A 16,831-nucleotide genomic window follows, 5' to 3' on the forward strand; every position below is an offset into this window, starting at 1 on the left:
CCTTATAAATCAATCGTGTGAGTTGAGTTTGATACAGCCAATGGATTTAGTTTGACAGCATCTTCAAGATGATCAGGAGCAAAGTGCGCATATCGCATCGTCATTTTAATATCGGTATGACCGAGGACACGTTGTAAGACCAGAATATTACCACCATTCATCATAAAGTGGCTCGCGAAGGTGTGACGCAGAACGTGAGTCAGTTGCCCTGCCGGTAATTCGATACCTGTTCTCTCAAGAGCAGACCTAAACGCGCCATAACAATCACTAAATAGCCGACCTGCGCGGTCATCTGGTAGGGTGTTAAATAGCTCCTTGCTAATAGGAACGGTGCGGTTTTTTTTGCCCTTCGTGTTGATATAAGTGATTTTGAATTTTGTGAGCTGACTTTTTTTCAATTGTTCGGCTTCAGACCAACGTGCGCCAGTCGCGAGGCAAATTTTGACCACGTTGACCAAATCCCGATTTTCATGGCGCTGGCATTCAGCAAGCAGCACGGCGATCTGTTCTTGATTTAGCCAGGCCATTTCCATTTCTTCTGTGCGGAAAGGGCGCATATTTTTTAACGGGTTTTCTCCTTTCCATTCGCCCAGCCGATTAAGCTCATTGAACACTGCGCGAAAGTAGGCCAGCTCTAGATTAAGTGTCCGAGCTGATACCTCTTTAACCCTATTTGAACGGGCATATTCACCCTTGAGCCTCTTTTCCCGGTAACGGGAAAACATCTGAGCATCGAAATCGCGTGCGAGCGGTTCGCCCATACATTCAAAAGCATGATGCATCGCTAACTGGCGCTTGAGACCATCTTTCAGGGTAATACCATGGGCGCTATACCATGAGTCAATTAGGTCTTTTAAAGTGCGTCTGTCTTCCTTTTCTTCCTGCCACGGGTTTTGAACTGTGTACTGTTCGAACGCCAGCGCCTCGCCTTTGGTGGCGAATTTCTTTCTGATGCGTTTGCCTTTTGCCCCGTTCGGATAAAGCTCGCAAATCCACCCGCCGGCAGGATTTTTACGGACAGTCATCAATTAACCTCGCTGTAAACACCCACCACACGACCAATTGTTTTTATCTCATCAATTCCGCATTCAAACGGCACTTTTCCACCGGCTACATGTAATTTTTTACCGGGAAGAATAGTTAGTTCACGTAAGCTGGCTGCGCCTTCAATATCAACTAACCAAAGTCCATCAGATAAAGAGGACTCTTTCTCAATTACGTATGTGCGGTTATCGCTTTTGACTGAAATCCCTTTTTTTAGTGGTTTAGTAAAAAGCTTCAGGTCTAACGAAAGGCTACCAATACTGGTAGTCTCGCCTTCACTCAATTCGAATAGAGGAAGCTCTACGGAATGCTGAGGCTCATCATCTGATAGGTTTTTATCTCCCTCACCAGTCATTAACCATTTAAGGCTAACGCCGGTTTCTAGGGCGCAATGCACCGCAAAATCATACGACATATTGCCTCGCGTATAGCGATTCTGTAAGGAACTGGCGGCAATCTTGAAGTGATTAGCGAGTTGAATTTTTTGAGTAAATCCGTAGACCTCGCAAATTCTATTTAGTAACGCCTCGTTATTAAAATTGGCATTAATCATTAAAATTGGCATTCCCATGTTGCGCGATACCAAAATTAATATTAGTATCGCTATGAATGGTGGCAGTGAGTGGCAAACGTCGGCAAAAACTATGCGCACACTGTCAAGAAACTATCAATTTAGGGATCATGCAATATGGCTTCTGAAATCGCAATCATCAAAATCCCCGCACCTATTGTCAGCCTGCAGCAGTTTGCAGAGTTAGAGGGTGTATCTGAGCGTACCGCATATCGCTGGACAACCGGCGACAACCCTCGCGTGCCAATCGAGCAACGCGTGATCCGTAAAGGCTGCAAAAAAGCGGGTGGCCCGATTCGCATCTATTACGCACGCTGGAAAGAAGAGCAAATGCGTAAAGCGTTGGGGCATTCGCGTTTTCAACTCGTCATTGGTGCTTAGTTCACTTTATGTGAATTTTAAGGATGAGACATGTTTGATTTTCAGATTTCCAAACATCCCCACTATGACGATGCGTGTCGTGCTTTCGCTCAACGTTACAACATGGCGAAGCTGGCCGAACGTGCGGGAATGAATGTTCAGACGTTACGTAACAAACTCAACCCGGAACAGCCTCACCAGCTCACCCCGCCGGAGTTGTGGCTGCTGACAGACCTGACCGAAGACTCAACCCTCGTTGATGGTTTTCTGGCGCAGATTCACTGTCTGCCATGCGTGCCGGTTAACGAGCTGGCAAAAGATAAATTGCAGTCTTATGTCATGCGCGCAATGCGTGAGCTCGGCGAGCTTGCGAACGGTGCAGTATCTGAGGAGCGTCTGACCTCTGCGCGTAAACACACCATGATTGAAAGCGTTAACTCTGGTATTCGCATGTTGTCTTTGTCGGCACTGGCGCTGCATGCACGTCTACAGACTAATCCGGCGATGACGAGCGTGGTCGATACCATGAGCGGCATTGGCGCATCATTCGGTCTGATTTGAGGTGCTCATGCTGAATAATGAACCATCATTCGCGTCTCTGCTCGTTAAGCAAAGCCCCGGCATGCACTACGGGCACGGCTGGATCGCAGGTAAGGACGGCAAGCGCTGGCACCCGAGCTGCTCACAGGCTGATTTACTGGCTGGCCTCTCTACTCAAAAGCAGGGGGAATCATGGCTATCGAAGCTGTATCCGCGACTGTTCCGCTAAAAGCGGGTCAACGTCTGGCCGGTCTCAATCATGTGGCTGAATTGCGCGCGAGATATTGGGGTGATAGCTGGAAAGAGGTTGAACGTTTTGTCGATGATATGCGCGATAAACGCGATCCACAATTTGAAGAAAATACTCGGGCGCTGGCCGCTATTTTCTTTCTGGCAAAAATACCGGCGGCTCGTCATGAGCTCGAATTAAGTGAGCTGACTACTGACGAGAAAAAAGCATTGATTACAGCGATGAATCATTTTCGTGCAGTGGTGAGCTTATTTCCAAAACGGCTAACCATGCCGAATTAATCCAAACAGAAATTTAATGGCGTAAACCCGCCGGGCTTCTTATTGCCCGAAATCAGGAGAGTCACTTATGCGTATAACCGAAACCCGTTGTTTTAACACTGATAGTGATGCGCTGGCCGTATTGCTGACCGATGCCAAAACAGAAGAGCGCAAAGACCGCGCTCTTGCTGTTTCCATCCGCCTTGAGGCACTGGCTATCCATATCACCAAAGAGGGGATGAGCGGCACCGAAGCCGCAGAGCTGCTGCGCCGTGAGGCTACCCGCTATGAGAATGAATCACAGGAGTTGCACTGATGGCCGATGCAATGGATTTAGCACAACAGCGCGAGCAGGAATACCGCGAGCGCCACATCAGTAACGCGCGCAGCCGTATCACCGCGCCATCTTGTTTCCTTTGTGAAGCATGTGAAGCACCAATCCCGGAGGCTCGTCGTGCTGCAATTCCGGGCGTGGTCTTTTGTGTGACCTGTCAGGAAATCTCAGAACTGAAATATAAACATTATCGGGGGGTATGAATTGGCGGTTCAATTCGCTTATCCGTGGAATAATCCACGGTCGGCAATAGCCAGCCCATACCTTACCTATGACCAACAGCATCGCCGCGACCGTATGTTCGCGGCTTTGCTGCATGCGCGAAAGGTGCTTTCACTGCAGCCAGAATGCGTGCGTTTTGATGTTTATCGCACCGCTGCGGTGCTGGATCAAAATCAGGGTAGTCAACGAGCCAATGCCTTTTTAATCAGCTTCTGCAAAAAGGCATTGCCACGTCTTGAACTGGTCGCAAAAAAATACGAGTGCGTGGGTATCGACAGTAAGGTATCAGCCGCTGTTTTCGGTGGTCATTTCGATACTGATATCATGCAATATCTGGCGTCACGCATGGTCAATATGGTTGCCAGATACAACCGCCTCCCTGATATGTCGCGTGCCGACATTGACCTACTGGCCGCTGATATCGCTAATTTCATTCGCGCTGAACTGGCTGACAATGATGACGACGGGGTTAGCGAGCTTAGAACGCTGTATACCTGGTATATGCGCGCCGGTTTTATTTCAATGCAATTTAACGTTACCCCGCCGCATTGGGAGCGCGTGACAAAAAAGTATGTCGGTCAGGATGAGATCGCACCGGCAGTAATGCGCATGTTTAATGAGGTTTGGTGGCGTGGCCGTCTGCGACGCATTGCGGCGTCATGGCGCGAACATCTGCAAATTGCAGTCGGCAACGTCAGCAAGAAACGGCACGCCTACGCGAGTAAAAACTGCATGACCGATTGGCGTGAGCAAAAGCGCCGCACGCGTGAATTTCTCAAGGGGCTGGATCTCGAAGACGAAGACGGCAACCGCATCAGCTTGATAGAAAAATACGACGGTTCTGTCGCTAACCCTGCGATACGCCGCTGCGAGCTGATGACCCGCATCCGTGGGTTTGAAAATATCTGCAATGAGCTCGGTTATGTCGGGGAGTTTTACACCCTGACCGCGCCGTCTAAATATCACGCCACCACTAAAGCAGGCTACCGTAACAGCAAATGGAACGGAGCCAGCCCGTCGGACACACAAAGTTATCTCACCGGACTTTGGGCGCGCATTCGCGCCAAACTGCACCGGGAAGAAATCCGCATTTTCGGCATCCGTGTTGCCGAGCCTCATCACGACGGGACGCCTCACTGGCACATGCTTATGTTTATGTTGCCGGAAGACGTTGAGCGCGTGCGGCTCATCATTCGTGATTATGCGTGGGATGAAGACCACCACGAATTGAGTAGCGACAAAGCCAAAAAGGCGCGCTTTCATGCCGAAGCCATCGACCCGGAAAAGGGCAGCGCTACCGGCTATGTTGCTAAATACATTTCAAAAAACATCGATGGCTATGCTCTCGATGGTGAAACCGATGACGAAAGCGGTGAGCTGCTGAAAGAGACAGCGCCCGCCGTTTCAGCATGGGCGGCGCGCTGGCACATCCGTCAGTTTCAGTTTATCGGCGGTGCGCCGGTGACGGTCTACCGTGAGTTGCGTCGTCTCGCTGATACAGAGACTGCGCACGGTCTGAGTGTTGAGTTTGCTGCCGTCCATGATGCCGCCGACGCCGGTGATTGGGCTGGTTACGTTAATGCGCAGGGTGGTCCGTTTGTCCGTCGCGATGATTTACAGGTGCGCACGCTGTATGAGCCGCGCCCCGAGTTTAACCAGTATGGTGAGGAAACCGTGTGCATTCGTGGCGTCTACGACTCTGCTCTCGGCGCTGGCACCCCGATTTTAACCCGGTTAACGCAGTGGAAAATTGTGCCGAAGCGTGCCGTTGATTTGGCCGTTGACGTTAAGGGCGCTCCTGCGCCCTCTCGGAGTTCTGTCAATAACTGTACGGGAAGCGAAAGCGATCCACCGATACTGGATTTATCAAAACCGCTCTGTAGGCGTGAAAGGCGAGAACTGACGAACAGACTCAGGAAGCAAAAGCCATCAATGCGGCGAAAATTCATCCACGGAACGGATGAGCAAAACGCAGCTATAGCGAAAATTATCGACGAGATACACCTGACAACCGGCATCACTATCAGCCGGGGCGAAGCCCTGCACCTGATGGCAGGTGGTAAAAGCTGCTTTAACGGAAAATGGTTGCACGGAACGGTCAAAGGAGAGGTGTTTTCCGCAGCCCCTTCACATCAGGCGCAAGCCCGTAAAATCCTCAGGCGCGTTGCGGCTTTAGCTGAAATGGCAACGAAAGTTTAACCGTTAATATTCATCCATATCATGTACATACAGTGTGTTTGGTTGCGATTTTTCACTTCCCAAATTTTGCCAATACGTGCTACTGTATGTTTATACAGTATCTCGTAGGGGAGGTTGTGTGGATAGAGAACTAAACGAGCACGTTATGATTGAGCGGGTCGAAATGATTGCGCGCCTGACGGCCGAGGGTGCTTGTCAGGAAAGAGATCGTGAAATTGCATTGAATCTAATTGCGGAAATAGCAAGAGGCAACCTAATGAAAAATAATAATTTTTCTGTTGTTTTTTCCGAGCCGCCAGTTGATGAGATCCTTGCAAAGGAGGGCAAAGTGAAAGTAAATATCACGTTGGATAAAGACCAAAAAATAGGACAGCCGGTAATTGAGGCTTTTCAATGCGAATTGACTAGGCGAATACAGTCTGTCTTCCCCTCAACGCGCGTTACGGTTAAAAAGGGCTCCATGACCGGTGTCGAGCTGATGGGGTTCGATAAGGATTCAGATCGCGAAGCGCTGGATAGTATTCTTCAGGAAGTATGGGAAGATGAGAGCTGGCGTTAACCCTTGAAAAATGTGCACCCATAGACCCCATGTTTGATAGTATGGGGTTGTTTTGTATGGGGATTACACAAAAAGGAAAATCATGGATACCGTAATAGCATTTTTATCTCTGGCTCTCTTTATTGCTTTTATCGTGGGGTTAATCAAGCCGTCGCTGGTTCGAATGCCGAACCGTAAGCGATCCAGTGCGGTTTATCTCGGTGGCTGTCTGGCGCTGGGTGTTATTGGCTCAATCTTATGGCCGACTGAAAAAAGTCAGCCTGTGGCAAAAACTGAGGTACCGGCGGTTAAAGCGGAACCGGCTATGTCAACGTTTGAGTTCGCAGATAAAACCCTTAAAGAATATCGCAACGAAACAAAAGAAACCCGGCAGGACATCGTTAAAGAATATGTTGCCTTCAAAAGTGTACCGGCCAGTTCTACTGATGATTTTTATGCCTGTATGAGTGAGTACACTTTTACTAAAGATGATGCGTTAAAGCTCGGTGATGTGCTGGGGTGGTGTTTTAACGACTTTGAAAGGGATCCAAAATCTCTAAGTAATAAAATTAACCTTGACGCATTTCAGGGTAATTTTAGCGGTTGGGATGGTTCTTATCGCCCGTTAGAGAAGCTGATAAAAGCCAGCATGAATGATGATTCCTCTTATAAACATGTTTCAACGGTCTACCATCTGATTTTGAATAAAAACCCGCATGCAGTTGTAAAAACCACATTTCGTGGCACTAATGCTTATGGTGGTGTGGTCAAACAGACCGTAGCGGCACGCGTCAACGTGCGAACTGGTGAGGTCGATTCAATACTCGAAAATTAAATAATATAGTGACAAACGCCGCCGGTTCTGAAACTCGCTTTCAGTGCAGGCGGGGTTGAACAACGAGCCCTGCGAGGCGTTAGATACATACAATCGAAAGAGGATGGATTATGTCAAAGTTTACAGAGTTATGCAGTGCATATGCTGATTTTCGGAACAAACTTTCTGATACTCGATTTGCTGCATTTAACTTTTCTGGTCACGTGATTAAAAATTATTTAGATTATCTTGGGATTGATAATGAAGAGGCATATAGATTAATCCCGTTAGATAAAGATGAACAACCAAATGCAAAATACACCCCCGCTGGGGCTACTCATTTAGGGGATGATGGGTTCTGGCATTTAGGGTTTATATTGACCGTCTATAAAGACTCTAATACTTACCCGCAGTCGCCTTTCCAAATAGATTTCAAATTCAGAAAAAATGATGATGACTCATATACATTTGGTGTTGATAGCATAGGTTTTACAACAAAAATAATCTCTCTCAGTAACCCAAATGAATTCACACCTGTATTTGATAAAATTCAAGAGTGCATTCTTGATCATTTTAAAGAATTTGAAGACTTTCTTGTCGGTAAGCATGACAAGATGTCATCCATAGGATTCATTCAAGAAGGAATTTTTGCGAAAATTAATAGCGAGAAAAATGAGTAAAGAGTATGCAAGTAAATGACGCATGCCCTAGGTGCATTTTTTTGCATGACTCAGTCGTGCCAGTTTTGAGCGTACTCTGTCAGAGCTGGCGCGGATCCAGAGTGGTCATGCACCTGCATTAAAAGCGACCCGTTAAGCGCGCAGGCGAGGCGGGGATAGCACTGCGCGCCAGACGTGGTGACAGGATTTATTTTGCGCGTCTGTGCGCGTCGTGGTGGCGCGCTGCTGAGTGCGGTCGGTTAATGAGGTGCTGGCGTGGTAGCGTCGCGTGTACGGCGTCTGGCTGGCTCTGAGAGGATGCCGCCCGGAGGCGGCATTCTGGCGGGGGTTACTCTGTCTCGATGCTGTAATCTTTAAAGCGGATCACTTCCATTCCGAGCCAGTCATTTATCTCTTTGAAACGCTCCTGCAGCGGCGTCAGCTCGTTACGCACAAATACCCGCGCCACTTTCTCAATATCACCCATTGAGCCGATGTTCTCAGGCTTGCCGCCCATGAGCTGGAACGGCACGCGGTGCGCATCGAGCAGGTCGGCGGCGCTCACCTTCTTGATGTTAAAAAAATCATCCTTTGTGGCGACTTCACTCAGTGGCACGATCTTGATGCCGTCTGGTTTCCCGTTCGGGGCGTAGAAAAACAGGTTTTTGAAATTCCCGAGTCCTTTCGAGTCGCGCATTGCAGAGCGAAGCGCCTCGACGTCGGTGCTGCTTTGCGCCGCGTCGGTCACGTACATGATGTAACCCGCGTGCGCGCCGTTCTGGTAATACTTGCGGCGGAACAGCGTGGCGGATTCATTGAGCCAGGCGGAATTGAGCGCGCTCAGGTATTCCGGCATCCCGTAGAGCTCCTGATTTATATCGGGCTCAAGCAAATGAAACACCGAGCCGGGGGCGAACTGGTGCGGGTTGGTAAAACTCGACACGTACCAGTAAACCCCCTCCTCGACACCACGGCGGGTGTATTTGGCCGGGGAGGTTTCCAGTTTAAAGAGCTGGCCGGTCACACTCATGCGCTTTTCAAGGTAGCCGTTGGCAAACACCAGATAATCAAGCACAAGGCGGCTGAAGTCCTGACGCGACAGCAACGGGTGAGGGATAAAGGTGCTGGTCAGAATGTTGCGCTTTACGTAAATCGGGGAGCTGTGGTGTACGGCGGCGCGCAGGCTTTTTGCCAGCCCCGAGAAGTTGACCGGTGGCTCGTACCATTTGCCGTTATTGATGCATTCGACATAGTCGAGAATGTCGCGGCGATCCAGAACGGGCGACGGCTCACCAAAGGTGAACGCCTCCATTTTCTGCGGCGCGCTGGCGGTCATGCTGGTCTGTTTTGGCTGTTTCTTTTGGCGTTTTTTCATCTTAGTTAATATCCAGAATGGAGGCTGATTGCATACCGCTACCGGCGGAAAGCGGCTCGTTTAACAGGGCGTGCATGGTCGCCCACGCGATATCCGCGTGGCTGGCCTCTTCACTGCGGCTGGCTTCATAAGTGGCGCTGCGGCCGCTGCTGGTCATGGTTTTGCGGATAGCCATAAATGACTGCGTGATGTCGGTCGCACCGGCGTCATATTCCAGACACCCGCGTCGGATGGTGTCTTTGGCTTTCAGCACCATTGCGGTTTTCATTTCCGGCGTGTAGCGGATGGCGCGCGCCGCCGGGAAGAATGAGCGCACGAGCTGGTAAACACCCTGGCCGATGCCGGTCGCATCGATGCCGATATAGTCAACGGTGTATTTCTCGGTCAGCGCCCGGATGGCCTCGGCCTGCGCGGCAAAGTCCATGCCTTTCCACTGGTGACGCTCAAGGATGCGGAACTTGCCACCGGCAACCAGCGGCGGAGCCAGTACCGCACAGCCTGCGCTGTCGCCGGTATGTGACGGGTCATAGCCAATCCAGACGGGACGCCAGTTAAACGGACGGTCAGCGAACGGCTCGAAGTCCTCCCATTCTTCCATCGCATCGACCATGCAGCGCTGCAGCTCCTCGAATGGGAATACTGAGGCCTTATCGTCGACGAACTCGCACATAAACAGGTTACGGAAGTCATCCGCGCTGTTTTCCTGTCTGAGCTGGTCGAGGTTAAACAGGGTGCAGCCACCGGCGAGCGCGTCCTCAATGGTGACAATCTGCCGCCACTGACCGTCCCCGCATAACATGCCACCGGCCAGCGCCTGATGACTGATATCGATGTCGACACGTTCGTCGCGGTTACTGCGGCCACGGTTAAACAGCTCGCCTGACCAGAACGGGTAAGCGCCGTGCGCCAGCGTGGACGGCGTCGAAAAATAGGTGGTGCGCAGGTGCGACTGCGAGGCCATGCCCGAGGCGACTTTACGCAGCTTCTGGAAATTGGGTATCCAGAAAATTTCGTCGACGTACAGGTCGCCGTTGTGGCTCTGCGCGGTGTTGGAATTGGTCCCGAGAAAAATCAGCTCAGCGCCGTTGTTGCCGATGACAATCGGGTCACCTGACAGGTCAACGTCGACCAGACGCGCAAAGGCGATAATGTATTTACGGAAAACGTAAGCCTGCGTTTTACTGGCTGATAAAAATATCTGATTCTGTCCGGTCTTAAGGGCGCGCAGGAGTGACTCGCGAGCAAAATAGAACGTTGCGCCAATCTGGCGCGATTTCAGGATGTGACGGATACGATGCTCTAAACCGGCTTTGTGCCACCTGAGCTGATAATCAAACGACTGGTCGAAGAAAATCTCTTCCAGCTTTTCGATGGCTTCCTCGCTGAAATAGTTTCGTTTCGGCTTTTTGCGATCCCCTTTATTGCGGCTGGCGATATTGGGGTTTAAATCCACCTCGTTTCCGGTCTGGCCGTAGCGGTTAACGCGCGCGAGCCGCTCCATCTGGCGCGACAGAAAATCAGCGACTTTGAAGTCATGCGCGGTCAGGTCTGGCTTTGCGTAGAGCTGAATAAGCCGCGCCTCTAACGTCGATTCCACGCGGTTAATAGGGGCGGTTTCTTCCCATCCATCGCGCTGTTTCCAGCTCTGCACGGTCGGGCGCTTGAGCTGCAGCATGTCGCAGATTTGCGGCACGGCGAACCCCTGCCAGTACAACAGCCGCGCCTGTCGTCTCGGGTCATTGAGCAGTGAAAGGTCAGTTGAAATGGTCATGCTTACCTCGTTTTGATGTTACGAGGCAAGGCTAAGGAAATGACCGCGCTTAATCGCTAAACCCCTGTTGTGTCAGGGGTTGCACTTCCGTAACAAGTGGCTGATGAGGGGCTGAGTCGGGAAACTAACCCCGACCCGAAAACCCAACATCAGGACACCTGAACAATGGCAAAGAAAGTTTCTAAATGGTTTCGCATCGGTGTCGAGGGTGACACCTGCGACGGCCGAATCATCAGCGGTAACGATATTCATGAAATGGCCGAATCGTTTGACCCTCGCGTCTACGGTTGCCGCATTAACCTTGAGCATATTCGCGGTCTCTTTCCAGACGGTGACTTCAAGCGATTAGGCGATGTGGTTGAGCTGAAAGCGGAGAAAATTGACGACGATTCTGCGCTTAACGGCAAATGGGCGTTGTTCGCGAAAATCACTCCGACCGATGACCTTGTAGCGATGAATAAAGCCTCGCAGAAGGTCTACACCTCCATGGAAATTCAACCGAATTTTGCCAATACCGGCAAATGCTACCTTGTTGGCCTCGCGGTCACTGATGACCCGGCAAGCCTCGGCACTGAATACCTCGAATTCTGCCGCAATGCTAAGCACAACCCGCTGCAGCGCTTTAAGGCCAACCCTGAAAACGTCTTTTCCGCCGCCACGCTGGCCGAGCTGGAATTTGAAGACGTTCCCGACACGCTGCTCAACAGCCTGACCGACAAGGTCAAAGCCATTTTCGGTCGTAAGCAGGCCAGCGATGACGCGCGTTTCGCCGATGTACATGAGGCGGTGACCACCGTCACTGAGCTGGTGCAAACCAACCTCAACGCTACCGACCAGCGTGTCACCGAGCTGGAGACCGCTTTTGCACAGCTTAAGCAGGACGTGACCAGCAAAGTCGATGAAAACGCGCAGGCGTTTACCTCCCTGAAAAGCACCCTCGATAACACCGAAAGCCAGCGCCAGCCGCGCCGTGAGCTTTCAAAAGGCGGTACGGGCGACGAGTTGCTGACCAACTGCTGATAGCGCGCCGGGCGCGTTGCCCGGCCTGATACCTATTACCCGAACAGGAAAAACCATGCGTAAAGATACCCGCTTCAAATTCAATGCCTACCTGTCCCGCGTCGCGGAGCTGAACGGCGTTTCCACCGATGACGTGGCGAAGAAATTCACCGTCGAGCCGTCGGTCACGCAAACCCTGATGACCACCCTGCAGATGTCATCCGCGTTTCTGACCAAAATCAACATCGTGCCGGTCGACGAGCTGAAAGGCGAAAAAGTCGGGGTCGGCGTTAACGGTACGATTGCCAGCACTGCCGACACCGCCGGTGATGATGAGCGTAAGACCGCAGACTTTACTGCGCTGGAGTCCAATAAATACGAGTGCGCGCAGATTAACTTTGACTTCCATATCCGCTACAAACAGCTCGACCTGTGGGCGCGATTCCAGGACTTCCAGACCCGTATCCGTGACGCCATCATCAAGCGTCAGTCGCTCGATTTCATCATGGCCGGTTTTAACGGTATTAAGCGCGCCGACACGTCAGACCGCGTAAAAAACCCGATGTTGCAGGACGTGGCGACCGGCTGGCTGCAGAAGTACCGCAATGAAGCGCCAGCACGCGTGATGTCGAAAATCACCGCTGAGGACGGCACAGTCATTTCAGAGGTGATCCGCGTGGGTAAAAATGGCGACTATGCCAACCTCGACGCGCTGGTCATGGATGCCACCGGCAACCTGATTGACGAGATTTATCAGGATGATCCGGAACTGGTTGTCATCACTGGCCGTAAGCTGATGGCGGATAAATATTTCCCTATCGTCAACAAAGAGCAGGAAAACACCGAGTCTCTGGCTGCTGACATCATCATCAGCCAGAAACGCATCGGCAACCTGCCAGCCGTGCGCGTTCCGTATTTCCCGGCAGATGCGCTGATGGTCACGCGTCTCGACAACCTGTCGATTTACTTCATGGATGACGCACACCGCCGCGCCATTATTGAAGAACCGAAAAAAGACCGCGTCGAAAACTACGAGTCAATGAATATCGACTACGTGGTCGAGGCTTACGCCGCCGGTTGCCTGATTGAAAACATCAAGCTCGGTGACTTCACTCCACCTGCAGCACCGGAAAGCGGAGAGTAAGCCATGACGAGTCCCGCAGCGCGTCACATGATGCGGGTCTCGGCCTCTGAAACAGCGCGGCGGGCTGCTGTCCCGCTGCGCAATGCAACTGCCTATGAGCAGATGCTCGTTAAGCTGGCCGCAGACAACCGCACGCTGAAACAAATCCGCTCCAATGAGCGCAAGGCAGACAAAAAGCGCGAGCTGCTGCCGTTCTATCTGCCGTGGGTCGCTGGCGTCCTCGAAAACGGTAAAGGGGCGCAGGATGACATCGTCATGACGGTCATGCTCTGGCGTCTCGATGCTGACGATATCGCCGGGGCGCTGGAAATTGCCCGTTATGCGATGACCTATGGCCTGACGATGCCGACCGGACGACGTCCGACGCCTTACCTGCTGGCCGAAGAGGTCGCGCTTGCCGCGCAACGCCTGCGCAGTGCCAGACAGCCGGTCGAACTGGCGAACCTGCTCGACACCCTCGCGCTGACTGAACGCGCGGATATGCCCGACATCGTGCGTGCAAAACTGCACAAAATCACCGGCTACGTGCTGCGTGATACGGAGCAACTGCCCGAGGCGCTGGCGCACCTGCAGCGTGCGATCCAGTTAGAGAGCACCATCGGCGTTCGAAAAGACATTGAGCAGTTAGAGCGTCAGCTCAGGCCAAAACCTGAACCGGCACCGAAAACCAAAACGACTAAACCGCGCACGCGCAAACCTGCTGCCAAACCGGCGGCACGGCGCGGGCGTCCACCAAAGACGGCAAAAGCCGCTGGTTAACCGAGCGCTCCCCGAGCCGGGCGGCACGCCGTTCAATGCGGGTATCCATTACCCTGACTGCGAGCGGCGTCCACCGCCCACCCATTACCCGAGGTTGTCATGACGACGCTGATTATTGAGCAAAACAAAGAGCCGCAGGATGTGCCGGGCGTGGTGATACCGCCACCGGGCGTGAGCGAGCCGGTAATCAAAAACACCCCGTTTTTTCCCGACGTGGATCCGAAGCGCGTGCGGGAGGAAATGCGGTTAGAGCAGACCATTTCCCCCGTGCGCCTGCGCCGGGCAATTAAAACCGCCATCGCGGAGACGAATGCGGAGCTGAGCGACTGGCGCGAGCGTCAGCTTGAGGCTGGTCACGCCACGCTGGCGGATGTCCCGACTGACAGCCTCGACGGCGAAAGTGTGCGCGTTTTCCACTACTTCAACGCCGTGTGTGCCATGACGACCGCCACGCTTTACGAGCGTTTTCGCGGCGTGGATGCGACCGCAAAAGGCGACAAAAAGGCCGACAGCATCGACAGCACTATCGATGAAATGTGGCGGGATATGCGCTGGTCTGTGGCGCGCATCCAGGACAAAGCGCGCTGCATAGTGGGGCAAATCTGATGAAAGCGTATGCGCTACAGGGCGACACCCTCGATGCGATTTGTGTGCGGTACTACGGGCGCACCGAGGGCGTGGTCGAAACCGTCTTAGAAGCGAATCCCGGCCTGTCTGAGCTCGGCGTCATTCTGCCGCACGGCACGGCAATTGAACTGCCCGAGACCGACAGCGCGGCCAGAACCGAAACGGTGAATCTATGGGACTGAGTATGGAGAAAATCACCACGTTTATCGCCTACTGGCTGGCCGTTGCGCTGGCATATCTCGGCGCAATATCGCCCGAAAAGATGGCGCTTTATGTGGGCGGCGGATGCGCCATCTTTACCGCGCTGACCAATTACTGGTTTAAGCGCAAAACGTACCTCTATCTGACGTCACTCGGACTCGATAAGGGGGCTATCCGTGAAATCAATCGTTAAACGTTGCAGTGTGGCCGCAGTGCTGGCGCTGGCGGCGCTGATGCCTGACTTTCGACTGCTTAACACCTCGCCCGAGGGGCTGGCGATGATTGCCGACCTCGAAGGTTGTCGCCTGACGCCTTACCAGTGCAGCGCGGGAGTGTGGACGTCAGGCATCGGCCACACTGCAGGTGTCGTCCCGAAAGGGGAAATCACCGAGCGTCAGGCGGCGGCGAACCTTGTCGCGGATGTGATGAACGTCGAGAAACGTCTCGCGGTCTGCGCGCCGGTGGAAATGCCGCAGCACGTTTACGACGCGCTGGTCAGCTTCTCATTCAACGTGGGAACCGGCGCGGCCTGCCGCTCAACGCTGGTCTCGTACATCAAGCGTCATCAATGGTGGCAGGCGTGCGACCAGCTCACCCGCTGGGTTTACGTGAATGGCGAAGTAAACAAAGGGCTGGAAAATCGCCGCGCGCGTGAGCGTGCTTATTGTCTCAGGGGGATTCAATGAAAGTGATGTTGTTTTTACTGGTCGCGCTGATGGCGATTGTGCTCTGGCAGCGTCATGAAAACGGCAACCTGACGCGCTCTTTTGAACGGGCGAACAGGGTCGCGACCGAACAAAAAAACGTGATTGGCATGCTGAAAAATCAGTTATCCGTTTCGCAGGGCATTGCCCGGAGAAATGAAACCGCGCAGGTCAGTTTACGCGGGGAACTGCTGGCCGCCGGTGCGATGGCCGTGCGTCGTGAAGAAACCATTACAAGGCTGATAAATGAGAATGAAACGTTACGCCGCTGGTACAGCGATAAGCTGCCTGATGTTGTGCGTCGGCTGCACACCCGCGCCGGTTGCGCCTCCGCCGGTCATTGTTTACAGCGCGTGTCCGAAGGTGAGTTATTGCCCGATGCCGGGCAGCGACCCGGCCACTAATGGCGACCTGAGTGCCGATATTCGCAGGCTTGAGCACGCGCTCGCCGCCTGCGCGCTGCAGGTTGAAACCGTCAAAGACTGTCAGGATAAACTCGATGAAGAAAGCACACAGCCTGCGCGAAGCGCTGATTAAAGCCGTCCCGCAGTTAGAAACAAACCCCGAAATGATGCGCATCTTTGCTGATGAGGGGAATATCGATGCGCGGCTCGCGGCCTCGCTGTCGCACGAGAAAATTTACACCCTGAATGTGATCGTGTGTGACTTTGTGGGCGACCCTGACCTGATTTTCGTGCCGGTGGCCGCGTGGCTCAGGGAAAACCAGCCGGATATCTGCACGCTCGATGACGGCCACAAAAAGGGCTACCGTTTCCTGATGGATTTAAACGACGGGGACAGCGTCGATATCAGCATCAGCCTGCAGCTCACCGAGCGCACCCTCATCAAAGAGGAAAACGGCGCGCTGCATGTCAGCTATGCCCCTGAGCCTCCGCTGCCTGAGCCCGTCACCCGGCCAAAAGAGCTCTATATCAACGGCGAACTGGTGAGCAAATGGGATGAATGAATTTAAGCCCTTTGACGACAGGCTCAATGGTCTGATTGCTGCCCTGTCACCGGCAGGGCGTCGGAAGCTTGCCGGTGAAATTGCAAAGCAACTGCGAACTACACAACAGCAACGTATCAAAGAGCAAAAAGCCCCGGACGGCTCACCGTATCAGGCACGAAAGCGCCAGCCACTGAGAGCCAAAAAGGGTCGAATTAAACGGGCGATGTTTCAGAAACTGCGCACTAACCGGTACATGAAAGCCAGTGGCGGTGAAAACAGTGCAGTGGTGGAATTTGCCGGTAAAGTGCAACGCATCGCCCGAGTTCATCAGTACGGGTTAAAAGACCGGCCGAACCCGAATGTTAAACCTGTACAATATGCTGAGCGTCAGTTGCTCGGAATGAATATCCATGACATCAAGGTTATTGAGGAGTTGATCTACGACACCTTAGGCAAAGGCATAAAATAAAAATGGACTTAACTGATGTGTTTCGGTTATTTTTTATTAAAA

General features: G+C 52.6%; 25 protein-coding genes. 21 read left to right on the top strand and 4 right to left on the bottom strand.

The genetic code is table 11. From position 1 onward, the window contains the following. Positions 1-2: 2 nt before the first annotated feature. Both OGX80_RS13665 and OGX80_RS13670 read right to left on the bottom strand, forming a co-directional pair. Positions 3-1,025: a phage integrase gene (locus OGX80_RS13665; RefSeq protein ID WP_286471255.1), complete on the bottom strand. Its 1,023-nt coding sequence runs from the start codon at positions 1,023-1,025 to the stop codon at positions 3-5. Then, entirely contained in the window at positions 1,025-1,615 is a 591-nt protein-coding gene (locus OGX80_RS13670; RefSeq protein WP_286471256.1) for a phage repressor protein CI, read from the bottom strand. Before OGX80_RS13670 ends, OGX80_RS13665 begins: the two co-directional genes overlap by 1 nt. Positions 1,616-1,732: 117 nt before the next feature. On the opposite strand from OGX80_RS13670, the gene OGX80_RS13675 reads away from it, so the two are divergent. The 10 genes from OGX80_RS13675 to OGX80_RS13720 all read left to right on the top strand — a co-directional run bounded on the left by OGX80_RS13675 (position 1,733) and on the right by OGX80_RS13720 (position 7,812). After that, complete coding sequence (locus OGX80_RS13675; protein ID WP_029883530.1) at positions 1,733-1,996, top strand: hypothetical protein; 264 nt, start codon at positions 1,733-1,735, stop codon at positions 1,994-1,996. Between the two features lie 30 nt (positions 1,997-2,026). Continuing rightward, positions 2,027-2,536, top strand: a complete 510-nt coding sequence (locus OGX80_RS13680) for a phage regulatory CII family protein (RefSeq protein ID WP_286471258.1) — start codon at positions 2,027-2,029, stop codon at positions 2,534-2,536. A gap of 7 nt (positions 2,537-2,543) precedes the next feature. Next, positions 2,544-2,744 carry a phage filamentation protein Fil family protein gene (locus tag OGX80_RS13685; protein ID WP_286471259.1) on the top strand — a complete coding sequence of 67 codons (201 nt, stop codon included), beginning with the start codon at positions 2,544-2,546 and terminating at the stop codon, positions 2,742-2,744. Next, entirely contained in the window at positions 2,708-3,046 is a 339-nt protein-coding gene (locus OGX80_RS13690) for a DUF5347 domain-containing protein (RefSeq protein WP_029883532.1), read from the top strand. Before OGX80_RS13685 ends, OGX80_RS13690 begins: the two co-directional genes overlap by 37 nt. Positions 3,047-3,113: 67 nt before the next feature. Further along, the gene (locus OGX80_RS13695; protein ID WP_096217812.1) at positions 3,114-3,341 is read left to right on the top strand and encodes a DUF2732 domain-containing protein; all 228 of its coding nucleotides are present in this window, start codon (positions 3,114-3,116) and stop codon (positions 3,339-3,341) included. Next, a complete protein-coding gene (locus OGX80_RS13700; RefSeq protein WP_286471260.1) occupies positions 3,341-3,562 on the top strand; it encodes a TraR/DksA family transcriptional regulator in 222 nt (73 codons plus the stop codon). Before OGX80_RS13695 ends, OGX80_RS13700 begins: the two co-directional genes overlap by 1 nt. A gap of 94 nt (positions 3,563-3,656) precedes the next feature. Then, complete coding sequence (locus OGX80_RS13705; protein WP_286471337.1) at positions 3,657-5,780, top strand: replication endonuclease; 2,124 nt, start codon at positions 3,657-3,659, stop codon at positions 5,778-5,780. A 118-nt stretch (positions 5,781-5,898) separates the two neighbouring features. Continuing rightward, positions 5,899-6,339: a DinI family protein gene (locus OGX80_RS13710; RefSeq protein WP_286471261.1), complete on the top strand. Its 441-nt coding sequence runs from the start codon at positions 5,899-5,901 to the stop codon at positions 6,337-6,339. Between the two features lie 82 nt (positions 6,340-6,421). Next, positions 6,422-7,153, top strand: a complete 732-nt coding sequence (locus OGX80_RS13715; protein ID WP_286471262.1) for a hypothetical protein — start codon at positions 6,422-6,424, stop codon at positions 7,151-7,153. Between the two features lie 110 nt (positions 7,154-7,263). Continuing rightward, complete coding sequence (locus OGX80_RS13720) at positions 7,264-7,812, top strand: hypothetical protein (RefSeq protein ID WP_286471263.1); 549 nt, start codon at positions 7,264-7,266, stop codon at positions 7,810-7,812. 328 nt (positions 7,813-8,140) lie between these two features. On the opposite strand, the gene OGX80_RS13725 is transcribed toward OGX80_RS13720, so the two are convergent. Next, positions 8,141-9,166, bottom strand: coding sequence for a phage portal protein (locus tag OGX80_RS13725; protein ID WP_286471264.1), 1,026 nt, complete (start codon positions 9,164-9,166; stop codon positions 8,141-8,143). A gap of 1 nt (position 9,167) precedes the next feature. Continuing rightward, positions 9,168-10,937 (bottom strand): terminase ATPase subunit family protein, encoded by a 1,770-nt coding sequence (locus OGX80_RS13730; protein WP_286471267.1) that lies wholly within the window; start codon positions 10,935-10,937, stop codon positions 9,168-9,170. Between the two features lie 165 nt (positions 10,938-11,102). Here OGX80_RS13730 and OGX80_RS13735 point away from each other — a divergent pair, with 165 nt between their 5' ends. The 11 genes from OGX80_RS13735 (at position 11,103) to OGX80_RS13785 (ending at position 16,789) form a co-directional block, all read left to right on the top strand. Then, complete coding sequence (locus tag OGX80_RS13735) at positions 11,103-11,957, top strand: GPO family capsid scaffolding protein (RefSeq protein WP_248067851.1); 855 nt, start codon at positions 11,103-11,105, stop codon at positions 11,955-11,957. 55 nt (positions 11,958-12,012) lie between these two features. Continuing rightward, positions 12,013-13,080: a phage major capsid protein, P2 family gene (locus tag OGX80_RS13740; protein ID WP_286471270.1), complete on the top strand. Its 1,068-nt coding sequence runs from the start codon at positions 12,013-12,015 to the stop codon at positions 13,078-13,080. A gap of 3 nt (positions 13,081-13,083) precedes the next feature. Beyond that, a complete protein-coding gene (locus OGX80_RS13745) occupies positions 13,084-13,839 on the top strand; it encodes a phage terminase small subunit (RefSeq protein ID WP_286471271.1) in 756 nt (251 codons plus the stop codon). A gap of 99 nt (positions 13,840-13,938) precedes the next feature. Next, positions 13,939-14,445, top strand: a complete 507-nt coding sequence (locus OGX80_RS13750) for a head completion/stabilization protein (RefSeq protein WP_286471273.1) — start codon at positions 13,939-13,941, stop codon at positions 14,443-14,445. Further along, positions 14,445-14,648 carry a tail protein X gene (locus tag OGX80_RS13755; RefSeq protein ID WP_017382979.1) on the top strand — a complete coding sequence of 68 codons (204 nt, stop codon included), beginning with the start codon at positions 14,445-14,447 and terminating at the stop codon, positions 14,646-14,648. The genes OGX80_RS13750 and OGX80_RS13755 overlap by 1 nt, the downstream gene beginning before the upstream one ends. Beyond that, positions 14,639-14,860, top strand: a complete 222-nt coding sequence (locus OGX80_RS13760) for a phage holin family protein (RefSeq protein WP_014170137.1) — start codon at positions 14,639-14,641, stop codon at positions 14,858-14,860. The genes OGX80_RS13755 and OGX80_RS13760 overlap by 10 nt, the downstream gene beginning before the upstream one ends. Next, on the top strand, positions 14,844-15,353 hold the full coding sequence (locus tag OGX80_RS13765; RefSeq protein ID WP_286471275.1) for a lysozyme: 510 nt from the start codon (positions 14,844-14,846) through the stop codon (positions 15,351-15,353). The genes OGX80_RS13760 and OGX80_RS13765 overlap by 17 nt, the downstream gene beginning before the upstream one ends. Next, positions 15,350-15,775 (top strand): Rz-like lysis system protein LysB, encoded by a 426-nt coding sequence (lysB, locus tag OGX80_RS13770; protein WP_286471276.1) that lies wholly within the window; start codon positions 15,350-15,352, stop codon positions 15,773-15,775. Before OGX80_RS13765 ends, lysB begins: the two co-directional genes overlap by 4 nt. Continuing rightward, complete coding sequence (gene lysC / locus OGX80_RS13775) at positions 15,663-15,908, top strand: Rz1-like lysis system protein LysC (RefSeq protein ID WP_072253209.1); 246 nt, start codon at positions 15,663-15,665, stop codon at positions 15,906-15,908. The genes lysB and lysC overlap by 113 nt, the downstream gene beginning before the upstream one ends. Then, a complete protein-coding gene (locus OGX80_RS13780; RefSeq protein WP_286471277.1) occupies positions 15,871-16,338 on the top strand; it encodes a phage tail protein in 468 nt (155 codons plus the stop codon). The genes lysC and OGX80_RS13780 overlap by 38 nt, the downstream gene beginning before the upstream one ends. Then, the gene (locus tag OGX80_RS13785) at positions 16,331-16,789 is read left to right on the top strand and encodes a phage virion morphogenesis protein (RefSeq protein ID WP_286471278.1); all 459 of its coding nucleotides are present in this window, start codon (positions 16,331-16,333) and stop codon (positions 16,787-16,789) included. Before OGX80_RS13780 ends, OGX80_RS13785 begins: the two co-directional genes overlap by 8 nt. Positions 16,790-16,831: the final 42 nt, after the last annotated feature.

It is taken from the genome of Citrobacter sp. CK194 (assembly GCF_030333395.1).
GTDB lineage: Bacteria > Pseudomonadota > Gammaproteobacteria > Enterobacterales > Enterobacteriaceae > Citrobacter_B > Citrobacter_B koseri.

Excerpts from the sequence above, each read along its gene's own strand:
- OGX80_RS13665 (WP_286471255.1), bottom strand. The coding sequence starts at position 1,025 with ATGACTGTCCGTAAAAATCCTGCCGGCGGGTGGATTTGCGAGCTTTAT.
- OGX80_RS13670 (WP_286471256.1), bottom strand. The coding sequence starts at position 1,615 with ATGGGAATGCCAATTTTAATGATTAATGCCAATTTTAATAACGAGGCG.
- OGX80_RS13675 (WP_029883530.1), top strand. The coding sequence starts at position 1,733 with ATGGCTTCTGAAATCGCAATCATCAAAATCCCCGCACCTATTGTCAGC.
- OGX80_RS13680 (WP_286471258.1), top strand. The coding sequence starts at position 2,027 with ATGTTTGATTTTCAGATTTCCAAACATCCCCACTATGACGATGCGTGT.
- OGX80_RS13685 (WP_286471259.1), top strand. The coding sequence starts at position 2,544 with ATGCTGAATAATGAACCATCATTCGCGTCTCTGCTCGTTAAGCAAAGC.
- OGX80_RS13690 (WP_029883532.1), top strand. The coding sequence starts at position 2,708 with ATGGCTATCGAAGCTGTATCCGCGACTGTTCCGCTAAAAGCGGGTCAA.
- OGX80_RS13695 (WP_096217812.1), top strand. The coding sequence starts at position 3,114 with ATGCGTATAACCGAAACCCGTTGTTTTAACACTGATAGTGATGCGCTG.
- OGX80_RS13700 (WP_286471260.1), top strand. The coding sequence starts at position 3,341 with ATGGCCGATGCAATGGATTTAGCACAACAGCGCGAGCAGGAATACCGC.
- OGX80_RS13705 (WP_286471337.1), top strand. The coding sequence starts at position 3,657 with ATGTTCGCGGCTTTGCTGCATGCGCGAAAGGTGCTTTCACTGCAGCCA.
- OGX80_RS13715 (WP_286471262.1), top strand. The coding sequence starts at position 6,422 with ATGGATACCGTAATAGCATTTTTATCTCTGGCTCTCTTTATTGCTTTT.
- OGX80_RS13720 (WP_286471263.1), top strand. The coding sequence starts at position 7,264 with ATGTCAAAGTTTACAGAGTTATGCAGTGCATATGCTGATTTTCGGAAC.
- OGX80_RS13725 (WP_286471264.1), bottom strand. The coding sequence starts at position 9,166 with ATGAAAAAACGCCAAAAGAAACAGCCAAAACAGACCAGCATGACCGCC.
- OGX80_RS13730 (WP_286471267.1), bottom strand. The coding sequence starts at position 10,937 with ATGACCATTTCAACTGACCTTTCACTGCTCAATGACCCGAGACGACAG.
- OGX80_RS13735 (WP_248067851.1), top strand. The coding sequence starts at position 11,103 with ATGGCAAAGAAAGTTTCTAAATGGTTTCGCATCGGTGTCGAGGGTGAC.
- OGX80_RS13740 (WP_286471270.1), top strand. The coding sequence starts at position 12,013 with ATGCGTAAAGATACCCGCTTCAAATTCAATGCCTACCTGTCCCGCGTC.
- OGX80_RS13745 (WP_286471271.1), top strand. The coding sequence starts at position 13,084 with ATGACGAGTCCCGCAGCGCGTCACATGATGCGGGTCTCGGCCTCTGAA.
- OGX80_RS13750 (WP_286471273.1), top strand. The coding sequence starts at position 13,939 with ATGACGACGCTGATTATTGAGCAAAACAAAGAGCCGCAGGATGTGCCG.
- OGX80_RS13755 (WP_017382979.1), top strand. The coding sequence starts at position 14,445 with ATGAAAGCGTATGCGCTACAGGGCGACACCCTCGATGCGATTTGTGTG.
- OGX80_RS13760 (WP_014170137.1), top strand. The coding sequence starts at position 14,639 with ATGGGACTGAGTATGGAGAAAATCACCACGTTTATCGCCTACTGGCTG.
- lysB (WP_286471276.1), top strand. The coding sequence starts at position 15,350 with ATGAAAGTGATGTTGTTTTTACTGGTCGCGCTGATGGCGATTGTGCTC.
- lysC (WP_072253209.1), top strand. The coding sequence starts at position 15,663 with ATGTTGTGCGTCGGCTGCACACCCGCGCCGGTTGCGCCTCCGCCGGTC.
- OGX80_RS13780 (WP_286471277.1), top strand. The coding sequence starts at position 15,871 with ATGAAGAAAGCACACAGCCTGCGCGAAGCGCTGATTAAAGCCGTCCCG.
- OGX80_RS13785 (WP_286471278.1), top strand. The coding sequence starts at position 16,331 with ATGAATGAATTTAAGCCCTTTGACGACAGGCTCAATGGTCTGATTGCT.